Below are 15,081 nucleotides of genomic sequence, written 5' to 3' on the forward strand. Positions count from 1 at the left end.
AGCAGGCGTGGCTAATGGAAATCGGTAAGCCTGCGACACGCCGCGATCGGGTCGGGCCTGTCGGCAAGCTGGCGGGTGGCACGGACCACCCGCTGGAACATGTTGTTATGCGCCGACTACGGTCGGCCCTGCCTGAAGCGGTCTTGCCAGGTCAGGGCGCAACGCCTCGCCAGCGACGACCGGCGCGACACCGGCCTCGAACTCAGAGCGGAAGTACTTGATGGCACTGCCAAGCGGCTCCACCGCACCCGGTGCGTGGGCGCAGAAGGTACGGCCTGGGCCAAGGAAGTTGACCAGCCCCAGCAGGGTCTCGATGTCTTCGGCACGGCCCTGGCGGTTTTCCAGGGCGCGCAGCATCTTCACGCTCCATGGCAGGCCGTCACGGCATGGTGTGCACCAGCCGCACGACTCACGGGCGAAGAACTCCTCCATGTTGCGCAGCAGCGAGACCATGCTGACGCTGTCGTCAACCGCCATGGCAAGGCCTGTGCCCATGCGGGTGCCGACCTTGGCGATACCGCCTGCGTACATCTGCGCGTCCAGGTGCTCGGGCAGCAGGAAACCGGTGCCGGCGCCGCCTGGCTGCCAGCACTTGAGGCGGAAGCCGTCGCGCATGCCGCCAGCGTAGTCCTCGAACAGTTCGCGTGCGGTGACGCCAAACGGCAATTCCCACAGGCCTGGGTTCTTGACCTTGCCGGAGAAGCCCATCAGCTTGGTGCCATGGTCTTCGCTGCCTTCGCGGGCCAGCGACTTGTACCAGTCGTTGCCGTTGGCGACGATGGCCGGCACGTTGCACAGGGTCTCGACGTTGTTCACGCAGGTCGGCTTGCCCCATACACCCACGGCGGCAGGGAAGGGCGGCTTGGAACGCGGGTTGGCGCGGCGACCTTCGAGCGAGTTGATCAGCGCGGTTTCTTCGCCGCAGATGTAGCGGCCTGCACCGGTGTGCACGAACAGCTCGAAATCGAAACCGCTGCCCAGGACGTTCTTGCCCAGCAGGCCAGCGGCCTTGGCTTCATCGATGGCGCGGTTGAGGTTTTTCGCCGCAGTGGTGTATTCGCCGCGCAGGAAGATGTAGCCGCGGTAGGCCTTCAGCGCGCGGGCGCTGATCAGCATGCCTTCGATCAGCAGATGGGGCTGTTGCTCCATCAGCATGCGGTCCTTCCAGGTGTTGGGCTCCATTTCATCGGCGTTACACAGCAGGTAACGGATGTTCATGGATTCATCCTTGGGCATCAGGCCCCACTTCACCCCGGTGGGGAAGCCAGCGCCACCACGGCCCTTGAGGCCGGAGTCCTTGACGCTTTGCACGATCTCGTCAGCCGACATCTGCGCCAGCGCCTTGCGGGCAGCGGCGTAGCCGTTCTTCGATTCGTACTCGGCCAGCCAGACCGGCTCGCCGTCTTCACGCAGGCGCCAGGTCAGCGGATGGGTCTCAGCCGAGCGCGCGATGCGGTTGGCCGGGCCGAAGGAAGTGATGGTCATGCGTAACCCTCCAGCAGCTTGGAGACGCCAGCAGGCTGCACGTCGCCAAAGGTGTCGTCGTCGATCATCAGCGCCGGGGCCTTGTCGCAGTTTCCAAGGCAGCAGACCGGCAGCAGGGTGAAGCGGCCATCGGCAGTGGTTTGCCCCAAACCAATGCCCAGCTCGCTCTGGATCTGGCTGACCACCGACTCGTGGCCGCCGATGTAGCACACCATGCTGTCGCACACGCGGATGATGTGGCGGCCCACCGGCTGGCGGAAGATCTGGCTGTAAAAGGTGGCGACGCCTTCGACGTCGCTGGCCGGGATACCCAGCACCTCGCCGATGGCATGAATGGCGCCGTCCGGCACCCAGCCACGGGCTTTCTGCACGATCTTGAGAGCTTCGATGGACGCCGCACGCGGGTCCTCGTAGTGATGCATTTCATGCTCGATGGCCGAGCGCTCGGTTTCGCTCAGGGCGAAACGGTCTGTCTGGATAAGCGTGCTGTTCATGCTTAGCGGTCCACGTCAGCCATAACGAAGTCGATACTGCCCAGGTACGCAATGAGGTCGGCAACCATGCTGCCTTTGATCACCGAAGGGATCTGCTGCAGGTGCGGGTAGCTCGGGGTGCGGATCCGGGTGCGGTAGCTCATGGTGCCGCCGTCGCTCGTCAGGTAGTAACTGTTGATGCCTTTGGTCGCCTCGATCATCTGGAACGACTCGTTGGCCGGCATGACCGGGCCCCACGACACTTGCAGGAAGTGGGTGATCAAGGTTTCGATGTGCTGCAGGGTGCGCTCTTTGGGCGGCGGCGTGGTCAGCGGGTGGTCCGCCTTGTACGGGCCTTCCGGCATGTTGCGCAGGCACTGGTCGATGATGCGGATACTCTGGCGCATCTCCTCGACGCGGACCATGCAGCGATCGTAGGCATCGCCGTTGTGGGCCAGCGGCACTTCGAACTCGAAGTTCTCGTAGCCGGAGTAGGGGCGTGCCTTGCGCAGGTCGAAGTCGCAACCGGTGGAGCGCAGGCCGGCACCGGTAGTGCCCCAGGCCAGCGCCTCTTGCGTGTTGTAGGCGGCCACGCCAATGGTACGGCCCTTGAGAATGCTGTTCTGCAGGGCGGCCTTGGTGTATTCGTCCAGGCGCTTGGGCAGCCACTCGACGAAATCCTTGACCAGCTTGTCCCAGCCACGCGGCAGGTCGTGCGCGACGCCACCGATACGGTACCAGGCCGGGTGCAGCCGGAAACCGGTGATCGCTTCGATCACCGTGTACGCGCGCTGGCGGTCGGTGAAGGTGAAGAATACCGGGGTCATGGCGCCCACGTCCTGGATGTAGGTGCCCAGGAACAGCAGGTGGCTGGTGATACGGAAGAATTCGGCGAGCATGATGCGAATCACGTCGACCTTCTGCGGCACCTGGATGCCGGCCAGCTTTTCTACCGCCAGGACGTACGGCAGGTTGTTCATTACACCGCCGAGGTAGTCGATACGGTCGGTGTAGGGAATGAAGCTGTGCCAGGACTGACGCTCGGCCATCTTCTCGGCACCGCGGTGGTGGTAGCCAATGTCCGGTACGCAGTCTACGATTTCTTCACCATCGAGCTGCAGGACGATACGGAAGGCACCGTGGGCGGACGGGTGGTTGGGGCCAAGGTTGAGGAACATGTAGTCCTCGTTGGCGCCCTGACGTTTCATGCCCCAGGCCTCTGGGTTGAAGCGCGCCGACTCTTCCTCAAGCTGCTGCTTGGCCAGGGTCAGGCTGTAGGGGTCGAACTCGGTGGCGCGGGCCGGGTAGTCCTTGCGCAGTGGGTGACCTTCCCAGGTCGGCGGCATCATGATGCGGCTCAGGTGCGGGTGGCCGGCGAAATCGATGCCGAACATGTCCCACACTTCACGCTCGTACCAGTTGGCGTTGGGCCAGATGCTGGTCACCGAGGGCAGGTTCAGGTCGCCTTCGCTGAGCGAAACCTTGATCATCACATCGCTGTTACGCTCGATCGACAACAGGTGGTAGAACACGCTGAAGTCGGCGGCAGGCAGGCCACGGCGCTGGGTGCGCAGGCGCTCGTCGACCCCGTGCAGGTCGTACAGCATGCTGTAGGGCTTGGCCACGCCGCGCAGGAAGCTCAGCACTTCCTTGAGCTGGGCGCGCTTGACCCACAGCACGGGCATGCCGGTGCGGGTTTCCTGGGCGACGAATGCTTCGGCGCCAAAACGGTTGTGCAATTCGACGACCACATCTTGGTCGTTTGCCTTGTAGGGCGGAATGTAAATAGCGTTGTCCGCTGTCATGGTCTCGGTCGCTTTGGGTCAACGTTAAGAATGAAGCCAGGCCGCCGGCACCCTCGGGCACCGGCGGCAGGTCGCTGGATCAGACTTCGTCGGGGCTGCGCAGGTTGGTGACGGCAATGCGCTGTTCACGACGCAGCTCTTTCTGGGCAGGCATCTCGGCACGGTAAATGCCTTGATCACCCACGACCCAGGAAAGCGGACGTCGCTCCTGGCCGATCGACTCCTGCAGCAGCATCAAGCCTTGCAGGAAAGCCTCAGGGCGTGGCGGACAGCCGGGCACGTAGACGTCCACGGGGAGGAACTTGTCGACCCCCTGAACGACCGAGTAGATGTCGTACATGCCGCCGGAGTTGGCGCACGAACCCATGGAAATGACCCATTTGGGCTCGAGCATCTGCTCGTAGAGGCGCTGGATGATCGGCGCCATCTTGATGAAGCAGGTACCGGCAATGACCATGAAGTCGGCCTGGCGCGGCGAGGCCCGGATGACTTCGGCGCCGAAGCGGGCGATGTCGTGGGGCGCCGTGAAGGCCGTGGTCATTTCCACGTAGCAGCAGGACAGGCCGAAGTTGTACGGCCACAGGGAGTTCTTGCGGCCCCAGTTGACGGCGCCACGCAGCACATCTTCGAGCTTGCCCATGAAGATGTTCTTGTGGACCTGGTCTTCGAGCAGTTGATCGGTGACGGTTTCCCGTTCACCAACCGGATACTGCTCGTTGGGTGCGTCCGGATCGATTCTGGTGAGATTGTATTGCATGCCAAAGCCTCATTGTTTCAGCTTCGCTTGCCGCTTGCGGCGACCTTCGGGTGCCCAGTCAAGGGCCCCGACGCGCCATAGGTAGACAAGACCTGCCAACAGAATTGCTATGAAAACGAGTGCTTCGACGAACCCGGTCCAGCCGCTTTCGCGGACGGACACAGACCATGCAAAGAGAAAGAGGGCTTCGATATCGAAGATCACGAAGAGCATCGCGACCAGATAGAATTTTGCCGACAGGCGCAGGCGCGCGCTGCCGGTGGGCAGCATGCCGGATTCGAAGGGTTCGTTCTTGGCGCGGCCCCAGGCCTTGCTGCCGAGTAGGCTGGACAGGCCGAGCATGAAGGCGCACAGGCCGACGACACCCAGAAGGAAGATGGCAAAGCCCCAGTTGTGGGCGATGAGTCCTGCCGAATCGGACATGCTTTAAATCCTTATACAGAGACCCAGCTCTGCAGTCTGAAATAAGTGTAGAGCGGCGACGTGGTGTCGCACTTGCAGTGACCAAATGTCGCAGCTGAATCAATCCTGCTGATTTTATGGGTAAACCCGGGCCAAGTAAAATTTCCGTAGCAAATTTATTCGCAGGGTCAACAACATAATCGGCGTGTAACTGGCTGAAAGCCTTGAAATTCGGGCATTGCGCGCGCTTTTGTTAATTATGTTTCTTGCGAGTGGTAACGAATTACGAATTGAGTAATGATAATTAATATCATTTGGACTGATGCCGCTTATTTGGTCCGTTCTGCGCCTTGTAAAGTTCATCTGCAGATTTCCTCTGCTTGCAAATGCGAAAAGCTCGTGTTCTAGCACTTATCGACCCGCTGGGTACCGCCCTGGGTCAATACTAAAGCGCGTTTGCGGTGGTGGGGTCGCGCGTGGCGCTGTGCCTGCAAGCATAGACCAGGGTGCTCTGATTGCTCCTCGTCGTGGCTGCACGCGCTGGATAGGCAGGGCTCGCTCTAGGCGACATCGCACACGCAGAGCGGGCTCAGCGCCAGGTGCAGTTAGGCGCGGGGTCACTGGAATGTCGGATTTAACCCCTTCCCTGTAGGGCATTTCCCAAACATACTCTTGCCGCCTGTTTTCCGTTGCGGCTGCCCGGGTAGCGCTCTAGTCTCGGCCTGTCGTTGCTCATCAACGACACAGCTTTGACAGGCTGTGACGGTAAATAGTGCGCGGCTTTCCTATATGGTGGCTGTGCGTGCGGGCACGCTTGCGTGCGCCGGAACTTAGCTATTTCCGCCGGTCTGTCAACCCACGTACAGCTGCCGCCCTTCTGTTTGACAGCAGGTGGGTGGCCAGCCATAGAAGGTAAATAGCTATGTTGAAGATAGTCCCCGATCCACCTCGCATCTCTCATTCCCTCGAAGACACCCTGATCCAGGCCACCGACCACGCACTCTGCGCAGCGACCGTGGTGCATCAGGCCTTGCTCCAACAGCCCAAGTCACCTGCATCGATCCTCATGATGACCTCGATGCATGAACCCGAAGCGCTTCGGGCTTTGCTTGAGTCGGCCTTGATTCAGGTGCAGATGCCAGCCGGTGCCAAGCCTTTGCACTGAGGCTGATCGATGTGTAGCGACAGCTGGCCTTTGGCGGGTAAGTCCACGCCTACACAATCACCGCAGCCTGCAATGTTCCACATTGACGGCGGGAGCGGGTCTGCCCGCATCAGGGGTCGGCTATGCAGTCGGACATTTCCAGGGGATTCAAACATGACCACAGAAGACACCCAGTTCACCGTCGGTCAAACAACGTTTTGCCAAGGTGAAAACGGCACGCACGCGTTGTTTCGCATCGAGCCCGGCATACCGTGCCGGGATGCTCGCGAGCAGTCGTCAGAGTTGATGGGTTACGTTCGCGAACTGACCATCATCGGCTTGACGGAGGACAGGCCAATGATGATCTGGGCGGCCCACTACCTCAGCGCCATGGCCAAGGCATTGATGGATGACGCCGAACTGGGCATGGCGCACTGAGGTACTGTGCGGTCACATGTCTAGATGCAGTTTTGCATGGCGAGCGCTCAGCTGGCAGCTGAGTAGTCATTGCTTGATGCCTGCATGCCGTTGCAGGTGCAGTGCATGCCGTTGCAGGTGCAGTGCATGCCTGCTTGTGTCAGGTGCATGAGACAAAGCCCCAAGCTTAGGAAGCTTGGGGCTTTGTTCGGTTGCAACCCACTATCAGTGGAACTGCTCTTCCTCAGTCGAACCGGTGAGCGCAGTCACCGACGAAGCCCCGCCCTGAATCACGGTGGTCATGTCATCGAAGTAGCCCGTACCCACTTCCTGCTGATGCGCCACGAAGGTGTAACCCTTGCTGGCGTCGGCGAACTCCTGCTCCTGCAACTTCACGTAGGCGGTCATGTCGTTGCGAGCGTAGTCGTGCGCCAGGTTGAACATGCCATGCCACATGTTGTGGATGCCGGCCAGGGTGATGAACTGGTGCTTGTAGCCCATGGCCGACAGCTCACGCTGGAATTTGGCGATGGTGGCGTCGTCCAGGTTCTTCTTCCAGTTGAACGAAGGCGAGCAGTTGTACGACAGGATCTGGTCCGGGTACTCCTTCTTGATCGCTTCGGCAAAGCGGCGGGCTTCGTCCAGGTCCGGCTTGGCGGTTTCGCACCAGATCAGATCGGCGTACGGGGCGTAGGCCAGGCCGCGGGCGATGGCCTGGTCTAGCCCTGCGCGCACTTTGTAGAAGCCTTCGCGGGTGCGCTCGCCGATCACGAACGGCTGATCGTAGGGGTCGCAGTCACTGGTCAGCAGGTCGGCAGCGTTAGCGTCGGTACGGGCAAGGATGATCGTTGGTACGCCCGAAACGTCGGCTGCCAGGCGCGCGGCGACCAGCTTTTGCACGGCTTCCTGGGTCGGCACCAGCACCTTTCCGCCCATGTGGCCGCATTTTTTCACCGAGGCCAGCTGGTCTTCGAAGTGCACGCCCGCAGCGCCTGCTTCGATCATGTTCTTCATCAGCTCGTAGGCGTTGAGTACGCCGCCAAAACCGGCTTCGGCATCCGCCACGATGGGCGCGAAGTAGTCGATGTAGCCTTCATCGCCTGGGTTCTTGCCAGCCTTCCACTGGATCTGGTCGGCGCGGCGGAAGGAGTTGTTGATGCGCTTGACCACCGTCGGCACGGAGTCGACCGGGTACAGCGACTGGTCGGGGTACATGGACTCGGCGGAGTTATTGTCGGCAGCTACCTGCCAGCCCGACAGGTAGATGGCCTGGATGCCTGCCTTGACCTGCTGCACGGCCTGGCCGCCGGTGAGGGCGCCCATGCAGTTGACGAAGTCTTTTTCCGGGCGGAACGATGGATGTGCACCTTGGGTAACCAGCTTCCACAGCTTTTCTGCACCCAGGCGGGCCAGGGTGTGCTCCGGCTGCAGGGAGCCACGCAGGCGAACGACATCGGCGGCGGTGTAGGTACGGGTCACGCCTTTCCAGCGCGGGTTTTCGGCCCAGTCTTTCTCAAGGGCTGCAATTTGCTGTTCGCGTGTCAGTGCCATGGAAGTAAACCTCGTCGCATCGATCTTGGGTTAATTGTGCGGATGCTCGGGGCAGATCAGGGCGCTGGCGGCAGTCCTGTTAAAGCAGGTACGGCGGCATCGGGCAAGGATGAGGGGTAAGGCGGGCAGTCAGGTCCATCGGTGCCCCGGCAGGTCGGCTCGTGGATGCCTCGCTGCGGTGCTACGCGAATGCTGTGACGGCGGTGACGCACTTGAGTCCCTCGCAACCACTTGCTCGTTGCAGTCGCCACCTCGTCGAACCGCCTTGTGGGCTGTACGGACACAGGGCGCCTCCAAGGTGACAGAGGGCGCCCCGAAGGCCCTTGCCAGGGCCCCTGATTAGCGGGAGCGAGGCCATCATGCCCTCGTGAAAAAGTGCCTGTCAAACGTTTTGTAGTGCTTTTTTAGGTCTACTACATCTTTGGTCTAATACGACTCATCAGTCAGTTCAGAGGCCTTTGGTCGAGGCCGCAGACTGTCTGGGATCAGTCCAAAACATCGACTTTCACTCGCACTGTCATGTTTTTTCCCCGCTCGGTACTGTAGATATGGCTTGCGCTGCTGAAACCGGCCTGACTCTGCTGGTTGTACCCGGCCATATCGATCCACTCGCCAACCTTGCCGGTCAAGGTTGTGTCGGTGCTTTGAACATCCACTACATCTGCACGTTCGCGGCTGATACGATCATTATTGGTGCTGATCTGTAGGCGAACGGTGTCCCCAGTAAGCATCGGCGTTACGTAAAAACCTTGGGTGACATTGCGGTATTGGGTGTCGCTCTGCACGCGCCCGTATCCATCGGTGCTGGAGCTGGTGACGGGGATGCTCTGGCCGACCTGAATCAGCGCTGGTTGGCCTTCGCTGGCCTGGATCTGCTGTACGCCGCCGTCGCGGTTGGAGGTGCCGTGGCGGATGATCCTGGCGTTGCCGCGGGTATCCTGAAATTGGCTGTCGCTGGTGTCGACGCTGATCAGCAAGCGCTTGGCGGCCGTGTCCAGTTGCTTGAGCACATTACGCAGCTCGCCGATGCGTTGTGGGCTGGCATTGACGATGAGCTTGTTCTCGAAGGCACTGACGGTGCCGTCCTGGCCGATGAAGGCTTGCGCGGGCGCCAGCAATTCGGCGCTGCTGCGGTGCTGCAGCGGCACGACCTCAGTCTCGGCCTGTGCGCTCAGGCTGGCCAGCATTGCCAGCGAGATGAAAAGCGGGCGTGTAGACATGGGCAGGTCTCCGTAAAAGGTGAGTGTAATCGCTGCATCGGCAGCGCCTGGACTTCCTGAGCTATTTCGCAGCAATTAATTCCTGGATCGTCAGTGGTGCCATCTTGGACCTCGGCTTCCACAAGGAGGGTCCCGAAGGACAGGGCAGCGGCTGAACCTTGGCAGGGGTCGTGGGTCGCAATCACAGGCCATCCGGGGGCGACTGTCATGAAACGCTGGTTCATCGTATGGGGGTGCTTGTGGAGCGCCGGTTTGCAGGCAGCGCCTGATGTGCTGCGCATCCAGCACCTGCAACGCTGCGGTGATGTATTGAGTACTGAGCGCCAGCAGTGGTGCCTGCGCGTGACGGGGCTGGGTGAACAGCCGCCAACATTCAAGGTTGGGGGTGTGACAGTGCCTGCTAAAGCGTTGGAGCGCCAAGGTGACACGTTCACGCTGACCCTTGGAGACCAGCCTGGACCGAGTGCGCCGTTGTGGCTGGAGGTCAACGGGCAGGCCAGCAACCCTGTGTGGTTGACTCGTCAACGCAGTCATGTGGTCGCCGCAGGCCCCGATGAGGTGGCCAAGAACATGGACGGCCTGACCACCTACCTGAATCTGGTCAGTGTGCTGGTAGAAGAGAAATACGACGGTCTGCACGAGGCCAGGCGCATTGCCGAAAAGTACGGCGCGCAGGTGGTGGGCGCCATAGCGCCGCTGAACGTCTACCAGTTGCGCTTGCCGGTGCACGACCTGGTGCAACGGGACGCCATGATCCTGCGCATGGGTACGGAGGTCAGTGTCGATGCAGTGATCGTGGAAGAGTCGGCTCCCGAACGGGGCGAGGAGGGGGACGACCGCGCCGAACCAGCCATCACCCAGGCCGATGAATGGGCCGCGAACCGCTTCATGGACGCCTTGTACTACTATCAGCGCCGCATCCCTGCCTCCAGAATCCCTGTCCAGCCTGTGCGTGTGGGTGTGATCGAGAGGGGTGTGGACTTCGGTGCAGCTGGCTTCACGCGTTATCGCGGCGCCTGCGAGCACGGGCAGACGTGCGTGTATGCCAGGGACGGCAGCGAGTCTGCTAGCCATGGCACTCATGTGGCGGGCATTTTCGCCGCCCAGGATGAAGGCTTTCTCGCTGGGCTGGGCAAGGCAAGCCCGGGGTTCGATGTGATCGTCGACCGTAATTCCGACGCCGGTATCACGGCCAATATCGCCGCATCCGTCAACCTGGTGCAGGACGGTGTGCGGGTGCTGAACTGGAGTTGGGGCATTCACCGGCTAGGTGCCCGTAACATCAAGGGAGATGAGGTCGACTCGCTGGTCCGTTCCGGGCTGGCCATGAGCGGTTATGAAGAGCTGCTGGAGGAGTTTTTCCTGTGGCTGCGGGCCAAGCATCCGGATGTGATTGTGGTGAATTCCGCGGGTAATGGGGCTTCGTGGTCGGGCACGGACGAATACCGATTGCCGTCGTCCTTCGTCACCGAACAGTTGCTGGTGGTGGGCGGCCATCAGCGCAGTGAGCACGCTGTACCCGTCAGTGACCCGCGGCATGTGCGCAAGCGCCACAGCTCCAACATCGACAGCCGTGTGGATGTCAGCGCCGCCGCATGCCTGCGCCCCTCCGGCGAAGCCAAACCCCATTGCGGCACGTCCTATGCCACGCCTTTGGTGGCGGCCACCGTGGCCGCGATGCTGTCGATCAACCCGGCGCTGACCCCGACGCAGGTGCGTATGCTGCTACGTCGCAGTGCGCTGACCCTTGGCGAGCAGCAGGATTTCGAGGCGATGGATGCCGAGGACTTGACTGCCCCCATTTTGCCGTCGGAGCGAGGCGGGCGCCTGGATGACCCGGACCTTGGGCGTTCTGCGCGCCTGGACATGCAGCGTGCCCTGGATTTGGCGGTGCAGAGCCGCGATCGGGTGCGCTGATCGGTGGCTCCTGGCTGACAAATTCCGTAACATCGCGCCTTTGTTTTCGCACTCCGTCCGTTCTGGACCGTCACCCAGGAATTCCATGAAACCCGTTCGCCTACGTGCCGACCTGCTGGCCGGCTTGACCACCTCGTTTGCCCTCGTGCCCGAATGCATCGCGTTCGCCTTGGTGGCACACCTCAACCCCTTGATGGGCCTTTATGGCGCATTCGTCATTTGCACGCTGACCGCGCTGTTCGGCGGCCGGCCGGGGATGATTTCCGGTGCTGCGGGCTCGATGGCTGTCGTGATCGTCGCCCTGGTGGTGCAGCACGGCGCGCAATACCTGCTGGCCACGGTGTTGCTCGGGGGCGTGGTGATGATCCTGTTCGGCGTGTTGCGTCTGGGCAAACTGGTCAGGCTGGTGCCGTACCCGGTAATGCTCGGCTTCGTCAATGGTCTTGCGATCGTCATTGCCATGGCCCAGCTTGAGCATTTCAAGCAAGGCGAGCGCTGGCTGCACGGGGTGCCCTTGTACCTGATGGTCGGCCTGGTGGCCTTGACGATGGCGGTGGTCTACATTCTGCCCAGGCTCACCCGCGCCGTGCCTCCGGCGTTGGTTGCGATCCTGGGTGTAGGCCTGTTGGTGTACCTGTTCGACCTGCCGACCCGGACCCTGGGTGACATGGCCCACATTGCCGGTGGCCTTCCGGAGCTGGCCTGGCCGGCGGTGCCCTGGACCCTTGAAACTTTGCAGATCATTGCCCCTTATGCCGTATTGATGGCCATGGTGGGCCTGCTCGAAACCCTGCTCACCCTCAACCTGACGGACGAGATCACCGAAAGCCGCGGCTTTCCGGACCGCGAGTGCGTGGCACTCGGGGCGGCCAATATGGTGTCGGGATTGTGCGGCGGCATGGGCGGATGCGCCATGATCGGTCAGACGGTAATCAACCTCAGTTCCGGTGGGCGAGGGCGGCTTTCCGGGGTGATGGCCGGGGTGATGATCCTGTTGTTCGTGCTGTTCCTTTCGCCATTGATCGAACGTATCCCCTTGGCGGCCCTGGTGGGTGTCATGTTCGTGGTCGCGCAACAGACGTTCGCCTGGGCGTCGCTGCGGGTGCTGCACAAGGTGCCGGTGAACGACATGCTAGCGATCATCGCCGTCACCGTGGTGACTGTGTTCACCGACCTGGCCATGGCCGTGCTGTTCGGCATCGTGATCGCGGCGGTGAACTTTGCTTGGCAGCATGCGCGCGAACTGTACGCCGACAGCCATGAGGACGAGCACGGGCACAAGCGTTATCAGGTGCACGGCACCTTGTTCTTCGCCTCGACCGCGCCGTTCCTGAACCAGTTCGACCCGGCCAATGACCCGGCCGAGGTGACCTTGGACTGCCAGCACCTGAGCTTTGTGGACTATTCGGCCATTGCCGCGCTGAAAACCTTGCGCGAGCGCTATGCCAAAGTCGGCAAGCACCTGCGGGTGGTGCATTTGTCCGAACGTTGCAAGAAGCTGCTCAAGCGGGCCGGCGAACAGCACTGAGGCGGCGGCCCCCCGCATGGGCCGCAAGCCAGAGCTTCAGTCAGCCGGGGCCTGCAGGTGCCACTGTCCGTCCGCTTCATGGGCCAGCCCGCTGGCGGGCAGCAGGGCGAGCAGGCGCGGGTGCAGCGCTGCATCCGTGAAGGTCTGTACGGTGGTCAGGTCGAGGATGCCGGACAGCGTCAGATCCACCTTGGTGTACGACAGCCAGGCCTTTTTCAGGACTTGCGCCACGTCGCTGGCGGCGGTACTGGCGAAGCGGCGATGCCATGGCCGGCCGTCGAACGAGAATGTGTGCGCCAGGGCGTAGCTCGTCTGGTCGGCGCCTTCAAGGCAACGGTGGCAGCGGCAGGGCCCCTCGCCAAACGCATTGCGCAGATAGCTGTTGAAATCGACCACCGGCTTGAGGGACAGGCGTTTGTCGACGTCGAACAGGTCGGCGATCATGGGTTCTTCAGCGCTCACTCGGGATCCTCGTATGCTAGGGCGTGTATCGGCCGGCACCCTAACAGATCGTTGCGAGCAGATCACCTGTGTTGGCCTGCACCGCGGCGGTTCGGCGGGCGAACGCTAGAGACAAGGCGCGGCCGCTGCCGTACTCTACGCGCCCCTATGCCCACCCACGTTTCGAGGTAGACCCGCTTGAGCAACCAGTACCCGTACATCGCCACCATCACCATCAGCGCCGAAGACCGAGGCGGCGACATCGAAGCCTCGGAAAACGCCAGCATGCGCGTGGGCCTGGAAGCGGTGACCGAGACCCTCAAGAAGGTGCATTTCGTCGGTACGCTGGCCGCTCCGGAAAAGAACGCCACGCACATCTGCGTGACCCTGGAGAATGGCCTGACCTACTACGGCCCGATCGTCAACGGCCACGCCGAACTCGAAGGCGGCTGGATTGCCTTCGAGTCCGATATGCTTACCCCGCAAGAGCTGGGTCTCTAAGCCCCTCTTCAGGAGCCAAGCTCGGCAAGGCACTGCTCGAGAATATCCAAGCCTTCCTCGAGCACGTGGGCCTCGATGGTCAGTGGTGCCAGCAGGCGGATGATGTGCCGGGCCTTGCCGCTGGGCATCAGCAGCAGCCCCCTGGCGCGAGCCGCTTCCATCACCTTGGCCAGTTGCGCCGGTGCCGGGCTGCCGTCGGCTTGGACAAACTCGATTCCGCGCATGGCACCGACCCCGGTCAGGCGGCCGAGGAACGGGCTCAGGCCAGTAGCCTTCCAGTGCTCGAAGCGGCGCACGATTGCCTGCTCCTGGCGTTCGCCCCAGGTAGCGACGTTCTCGTCGGTCATCTGTGCCAGGCTGGCCAGGGCCGCTGCGCAGGCGATCGGGTTGCCTGAATAAGTGCCACCCAGGCCGCCCTTGGGCAGCGCTGCCATCAGTTCCTTGCGCCCGACCACCGCACCCAGCGGCATGCCGCCGGCAATGCTTTTGGCCAACAGCAGCAGATCGGGCTCAAGCCCTAAACGTGGGAAGGCGAAGCGCTGCCCGGTACGCCCGAAGCCCGACTGGATCTCGTCGATGATGATCAGGATGCCATGCTCGTCGCAGAAACGGCGCAGGGCCTGGGCGAACGTTGGGTCAAGGGCGAGGAACCCGCCTTCACCTTGCACCGGCTCGAAGATGAACGCCGCCACGTCCTCCACCGCCAGCTCGACGCTGAACAGGCGGTCCATGGCCTTGAGAGCCTGTTCGCAGGTAACCCCGGTGTCGGCGCTGGGGTAGGGCAGGTGGTACACCGGCCCCGGCAGCTCGCCGACCCGCTGCTTGTAAGGGGCGACCTTGCCATTGAGGTTCAGGGTGGCCAGGGTACGGCCATGGAAGCCGCCATCGAAGGCGATGATGGCGCGCTTGCCGGTCGCCGCGCGGGCTACTTTCAGGGCATTTTCGGCCGCCTCCGCGCCGCTGTTGGTCAGCATGCCGGCCAGCGGGTAAGCGACCGGGATGAATTGGCTCAGTTGCGCCATCAGCTCAAGGTAAGGGGCATGTGGGGCTGCGTTGAAAGCGTAGTGAGTCAGGCGGCTGGCTTGATCCTGTATGGCTTGTACGACCGCTGGATTGCAATGGCCCAGGTTCAGCACGCCGATGCCGCCTACGAAATCGATGTAGCGTTTTCCTTGGTCGTCCCACACCTCGGCGTTGCGGCCATGTGCAAGGGTAATGGGATGAACGATGGCGATGGATTGGCTGATGCAGTCGTGGTTCATGAGGCGGGGACCTGTGGGCGATGTACTGCCTATCCAAGCGCCTAGGGGTCAGGGGGTGCAAACGAATTATTGGATTGGTTTCATTCCTACGGTTCTTGATGTGCCCGAGGCTGTGATCAGTGGTGCACTGGTCATGCTCTTTGAACAACATGATTCACCCTTTTGCAAGGGAGGCTCA

The 15,081-nt window shown here is 61.9% G+C and carries 14 protein-coding genes; 5 read left to right on the top strand and 9 right to left on the bottom strand.

What is annotated here, in order from left to right; translation table 11 throughout:
- Positions 1 to 105 precede the first annotated feature (105 nt).
- The 5 genes from nuoF to ACF8E5_RS10405 all read right to left on the bottom strand — a co-directional run bounded on the left by nuoF (position 106) and on the right by ACF8E5_RS10405 (position 4,943).
- The gene (gene nuoF, locus ACF8E5_RS10385; protein ID WP_023534745.1) at positions 106 to 1,485 is read right to left on the bottom strand and encodes an NADH-quinone oxidoreductase subunit NuoF; all 1,380 of its coding nucleotides are present in this window, start codon (positions 1,483 to 1,485) and stop codon (positions 106 to 108) included.
- On the bottom strand, positions 1,482 to 1,979 hold the full coding sequence (gene nuoE / locus ACF8E5_RS10390; protein WP_027916252.1) for an NADH-quinone oxidoreductase subunit NuoE: 498 nt from the start codon (positions 1,977 to 1,979) through the stop codon (positions 1,482 to 1,484). Before nuoE ends, nuoF begins: the two co-directional genes overlap by 4 nt.
- A gap of 2 nt (positions 1,980 to 1,981) precedes the next feature.
- A complete protein-coding gene (gene nuoC / locus ACF8E5_RS10395; RefSeq protein ID WP_023534867.1) occupies positions 1,982 to 3,763 on the bottom strand; it encodes an NADH-quinone oxidoreductase subunit C/D in 1,782 nt (593 codons plus the stop codon).
- Positions 3,764 to 3,842: 79 nt separating this feature from the next.
- The gene (locus ACF8E5_RS10400) at positions 3,843 to 4,520 is read right to left on the bottom strand and encodes an NADH-quinone oxidoreductase subunit B family protein (RefSeq protein ID WP_023534774.1); all 678 of its coding nucleotides are present in this window, start codon (positions 4,518 to 4,520) and stop codon (positions 3,843 to 3,845) included.
- A gap of 9 nt (positions 4,521 to 4,529) precedes the next feature.
- Positions 4,530 to 4,943 (bottom strand): NADH-quinone oxidoreductase subunit A, encoded by a 414-nt coding sequence (locus ACF8E5_RS10405; protein WP_008096178.1) that lies wholly within the window; start codon positions 4,941 to 4,943, stop codon positions 4,530 to 4,532.
- Positions 4,944 to 5,844: 901 nt separating this feature from the next.
- On the opposite strand from ACF8E5_RS10405, the gene ACF8E5_RS10410 reads away from it, so the two are divergent.
- Both ACF8E5_RS10410 and ACF8E5_RS10415 read left to right on the top strand, forming a co-directional pair.
- Entirely contained in the window at positions 5,845 to 6,087 is a 243-nt protein-coding gene (locus ACF8E5_RS10410) for a hypothetical protein (protein ID WP_197844715.1), read from the top strand.
- A gap of 153 nt (positions 6,088 to 6,240) precedes the next feature.
- A complete protein-coding gene (locus ACF8E5_RS10415; protein WP_058605078.1) occupies positions 6,241 to 6,504 on the top strand; it encodes a DUF3077 domain-containing protein in 264 nt (87 codons plus the stop codon).
- Between the two features lie 204 nt (positions 6,505 to 6,708).
- On the opposite strand, the gene aceA is transcribed toward ACF8E5_RS10415, so the two are convergent.
- Entirely contained in the window at positions 6,709 to 8,034 is a 1,326-nt protein-coding gene (gene aceA, locus ACF8E5_RS10420; RefSeq protein ID WP_023534769.1) for an isocitrate lyase, read from the bottom strand.
- 485 nt (positions 8,035 to 8,519) lie between these two features.
- Positions 8,520 to 9,254, bottom strand: coding sequence for a secretin N-terminal domain-containing protein (locus tag ACF8E5_RS10425; RefSeq protein WP_392475237.1), 735 nt, complete (start codon positions 9,252 to 9,254; stop codon positions 8,520 to 8,522).
- A gap of 207 nt (positions 9,255 to 9,461) precedes the next feature.
- Between ACF8E5_RS10425 and ACF8E5_RS10430 the strand changes: the two genes are divergently transcribed.
- Both ACF8E5_RS10430 and ACF8E5_RS10435 read left to right on the top strand, forming a co-directional pair.
- Complete coding sequence (locus tag ACF8E5_RS10430) at positions 9,462 to 11,171, top strand: S8/S53 family peptidase (protein ID WP_392475238.1); 1,710 nt, start codon at positions 9,462 to 9,464, stop codon at positions 11,169 to 11,171.
- A gap of 85 nt (positions 11,172 to 11,256) precedes the next feature.
- Complete coding sequence (locus tag ACF8E5_RS10435; RefSeq protein WP_392475239.1) at positions 11,257 to 12,699, top strand: SulP family inorganic anion transporter; 1,443 nt, start codon at positions 11,257 to 11,259, stop codon at positions 12,697 to 12,699.
- A 36-nt stretch (positions 12,700 to 12,735) separates the two neighbouring features.
- Here ACF8E5_RS10435 and ACF8E5_RS10440 read toward each other — a convergent pair whose 3' ends face one another.
- Positions 12,736 to 13,161 carry a hypothetical protein gene (locus tag ACF8E5_RS10440; RefSeq protein WP_078478317.1) on the bottom strand — a complete coding sequence of 142 codons (426 nt, stop codon included), beginning with the start codon at positions 13,159 to 13,161 and terminating at the stop codon, positions 12,736 to 12,738.
- A gap of 177 nt (positions 13,162 to 13,338) precedes the next feature.
- Here ACF8E5_RS10440 and ACF8E5_RS10445 point away from each other — a divergent pair, with 177 nt between their 5' ends.
- Entirely contained in the window at positions 13,339 to 13,641 is a 303-nt protein-coding gene (locus ACF8E5_RS10445; protein ID WP_027916244.1) for a hypothetical protein, read from the top strand.
- Between the two features lie 8 nt (positions 13,642 to 13,649).
- Here the strand turns inward: ACF8E5_RS10445 and ACF8E5_RS10450 are convergent, their stop codons facing one another.
- Positions 13,650 to 14,903, bottom strand: coding sequence for an aspartate aminotransferase family protein (locus tag ACF8E5_RS10450; protein WP_326384207.1), 1,254 nt, complete (start codon positions 14,901 to 14,903; stop codon positions 13,650 to 13,652).
- Positions 14,904 to 15,081: the final 178 nt, after the last annotated feature.

Origin of the sequence: Pseudomonas sp. WSY_20 (assembly GCF_043104335.1) — a bacterium.
GTDB classification, from domain to species: Bacteria; Pseudomonadota; Gammaproteobacteria; order Pseudomonadales; family Pseudomonadaceae; genus Aquipseudomonas; species Aquipseudomonas parafulva_B.

Excerpts from the sequence above, each read along its gene's own strand:
- nuoF (WP_023534745.1), bottom strand. The coding sequence starts at position 1,485 with ATGACCATCACTTCCTTCGGCCCGGCCAACCGCATCGCGCGCTCGGCT.
- ACF8E5_RS10410 (WP_197844715.1), top strand. The coding sequence starts at position 5,845 with ATGTTGAAGATAGTCCCCGATCCACCTCGCATCTCTCATTCCCTCGAA.
- nuoC (WP_023534867.1), bottom strand. The coding sequence starts at position 3,763 with ATGACAGCGGACAACGCTATTTACATTCCGCCCTACAAGGCAAACGAC.
- ACF8E5_RS10450 (WP_326384207.1), bottom strand. The coding sequence starts at position 14,903 with ATGAACCACGACTGCATCAGCCAATCCATCGCCATCGTTCATCCCATT.
- ACF8E5_RS10435 (WP_392475239.1), top strand. The coding sequence starts at position 11,257 with ATGAAACCCGTTCGCCTACGTGCCGACCTGCTGGCCGGCTTGACCACC.
- ACF8E5_RS10425 (WP_392475237.1), bottom strand. The coding sequence starts at position 9,254 with ATGTCTACACGCCCGCTTTTCATCTCGCTGGCAATGCTGGCCAGCCTG.
- ACF8E5_RS10415 (WP_058605078.1), top strand. The coding sequence starts at position 6,241 with ATGACCACAGAAGACACCCAGTTCACCGTCGGTCAAACAACGTTTTGC.
- aceA (WP_023534769.1), bottom strand. The coding sequence starts at position 8,034 with ATGGCACTGACACGCGAACAGCAAATTGCAGCCCTTGAGAAAGACTGG.
- ACF8E5_RS10405 (WP_008096178.1), bottom strand. The coding sequence starts at position 4,943 with ATGTCCGATTCGGCAGGACTCATCGCCCACAACTGGGGCTTTGCCATC.
- ACF8E5_RS10400 (WP_023534774.1), bottom strand. The coding sequence starts at position 4,520 with ATGCAATACAATCTCACCAGAATCGATCCGGACGCACCCAACGAGCAG.
- nuoE (WP_027916252.1), bottom strand. The coding sequence starts at position 1,979 with ATGAACAGCACGCTTATCCAGACAGACCGTTTCGCCCTGAGCGAAACC.
- ACF8E5_RS10430 (WP_392475238.1), top strand. The coding sequence starts at position 9,462 with ATGAAACGCTGGTTCATCGTATGGGGGTGCTTGTGGAGCGCCGGTTTG.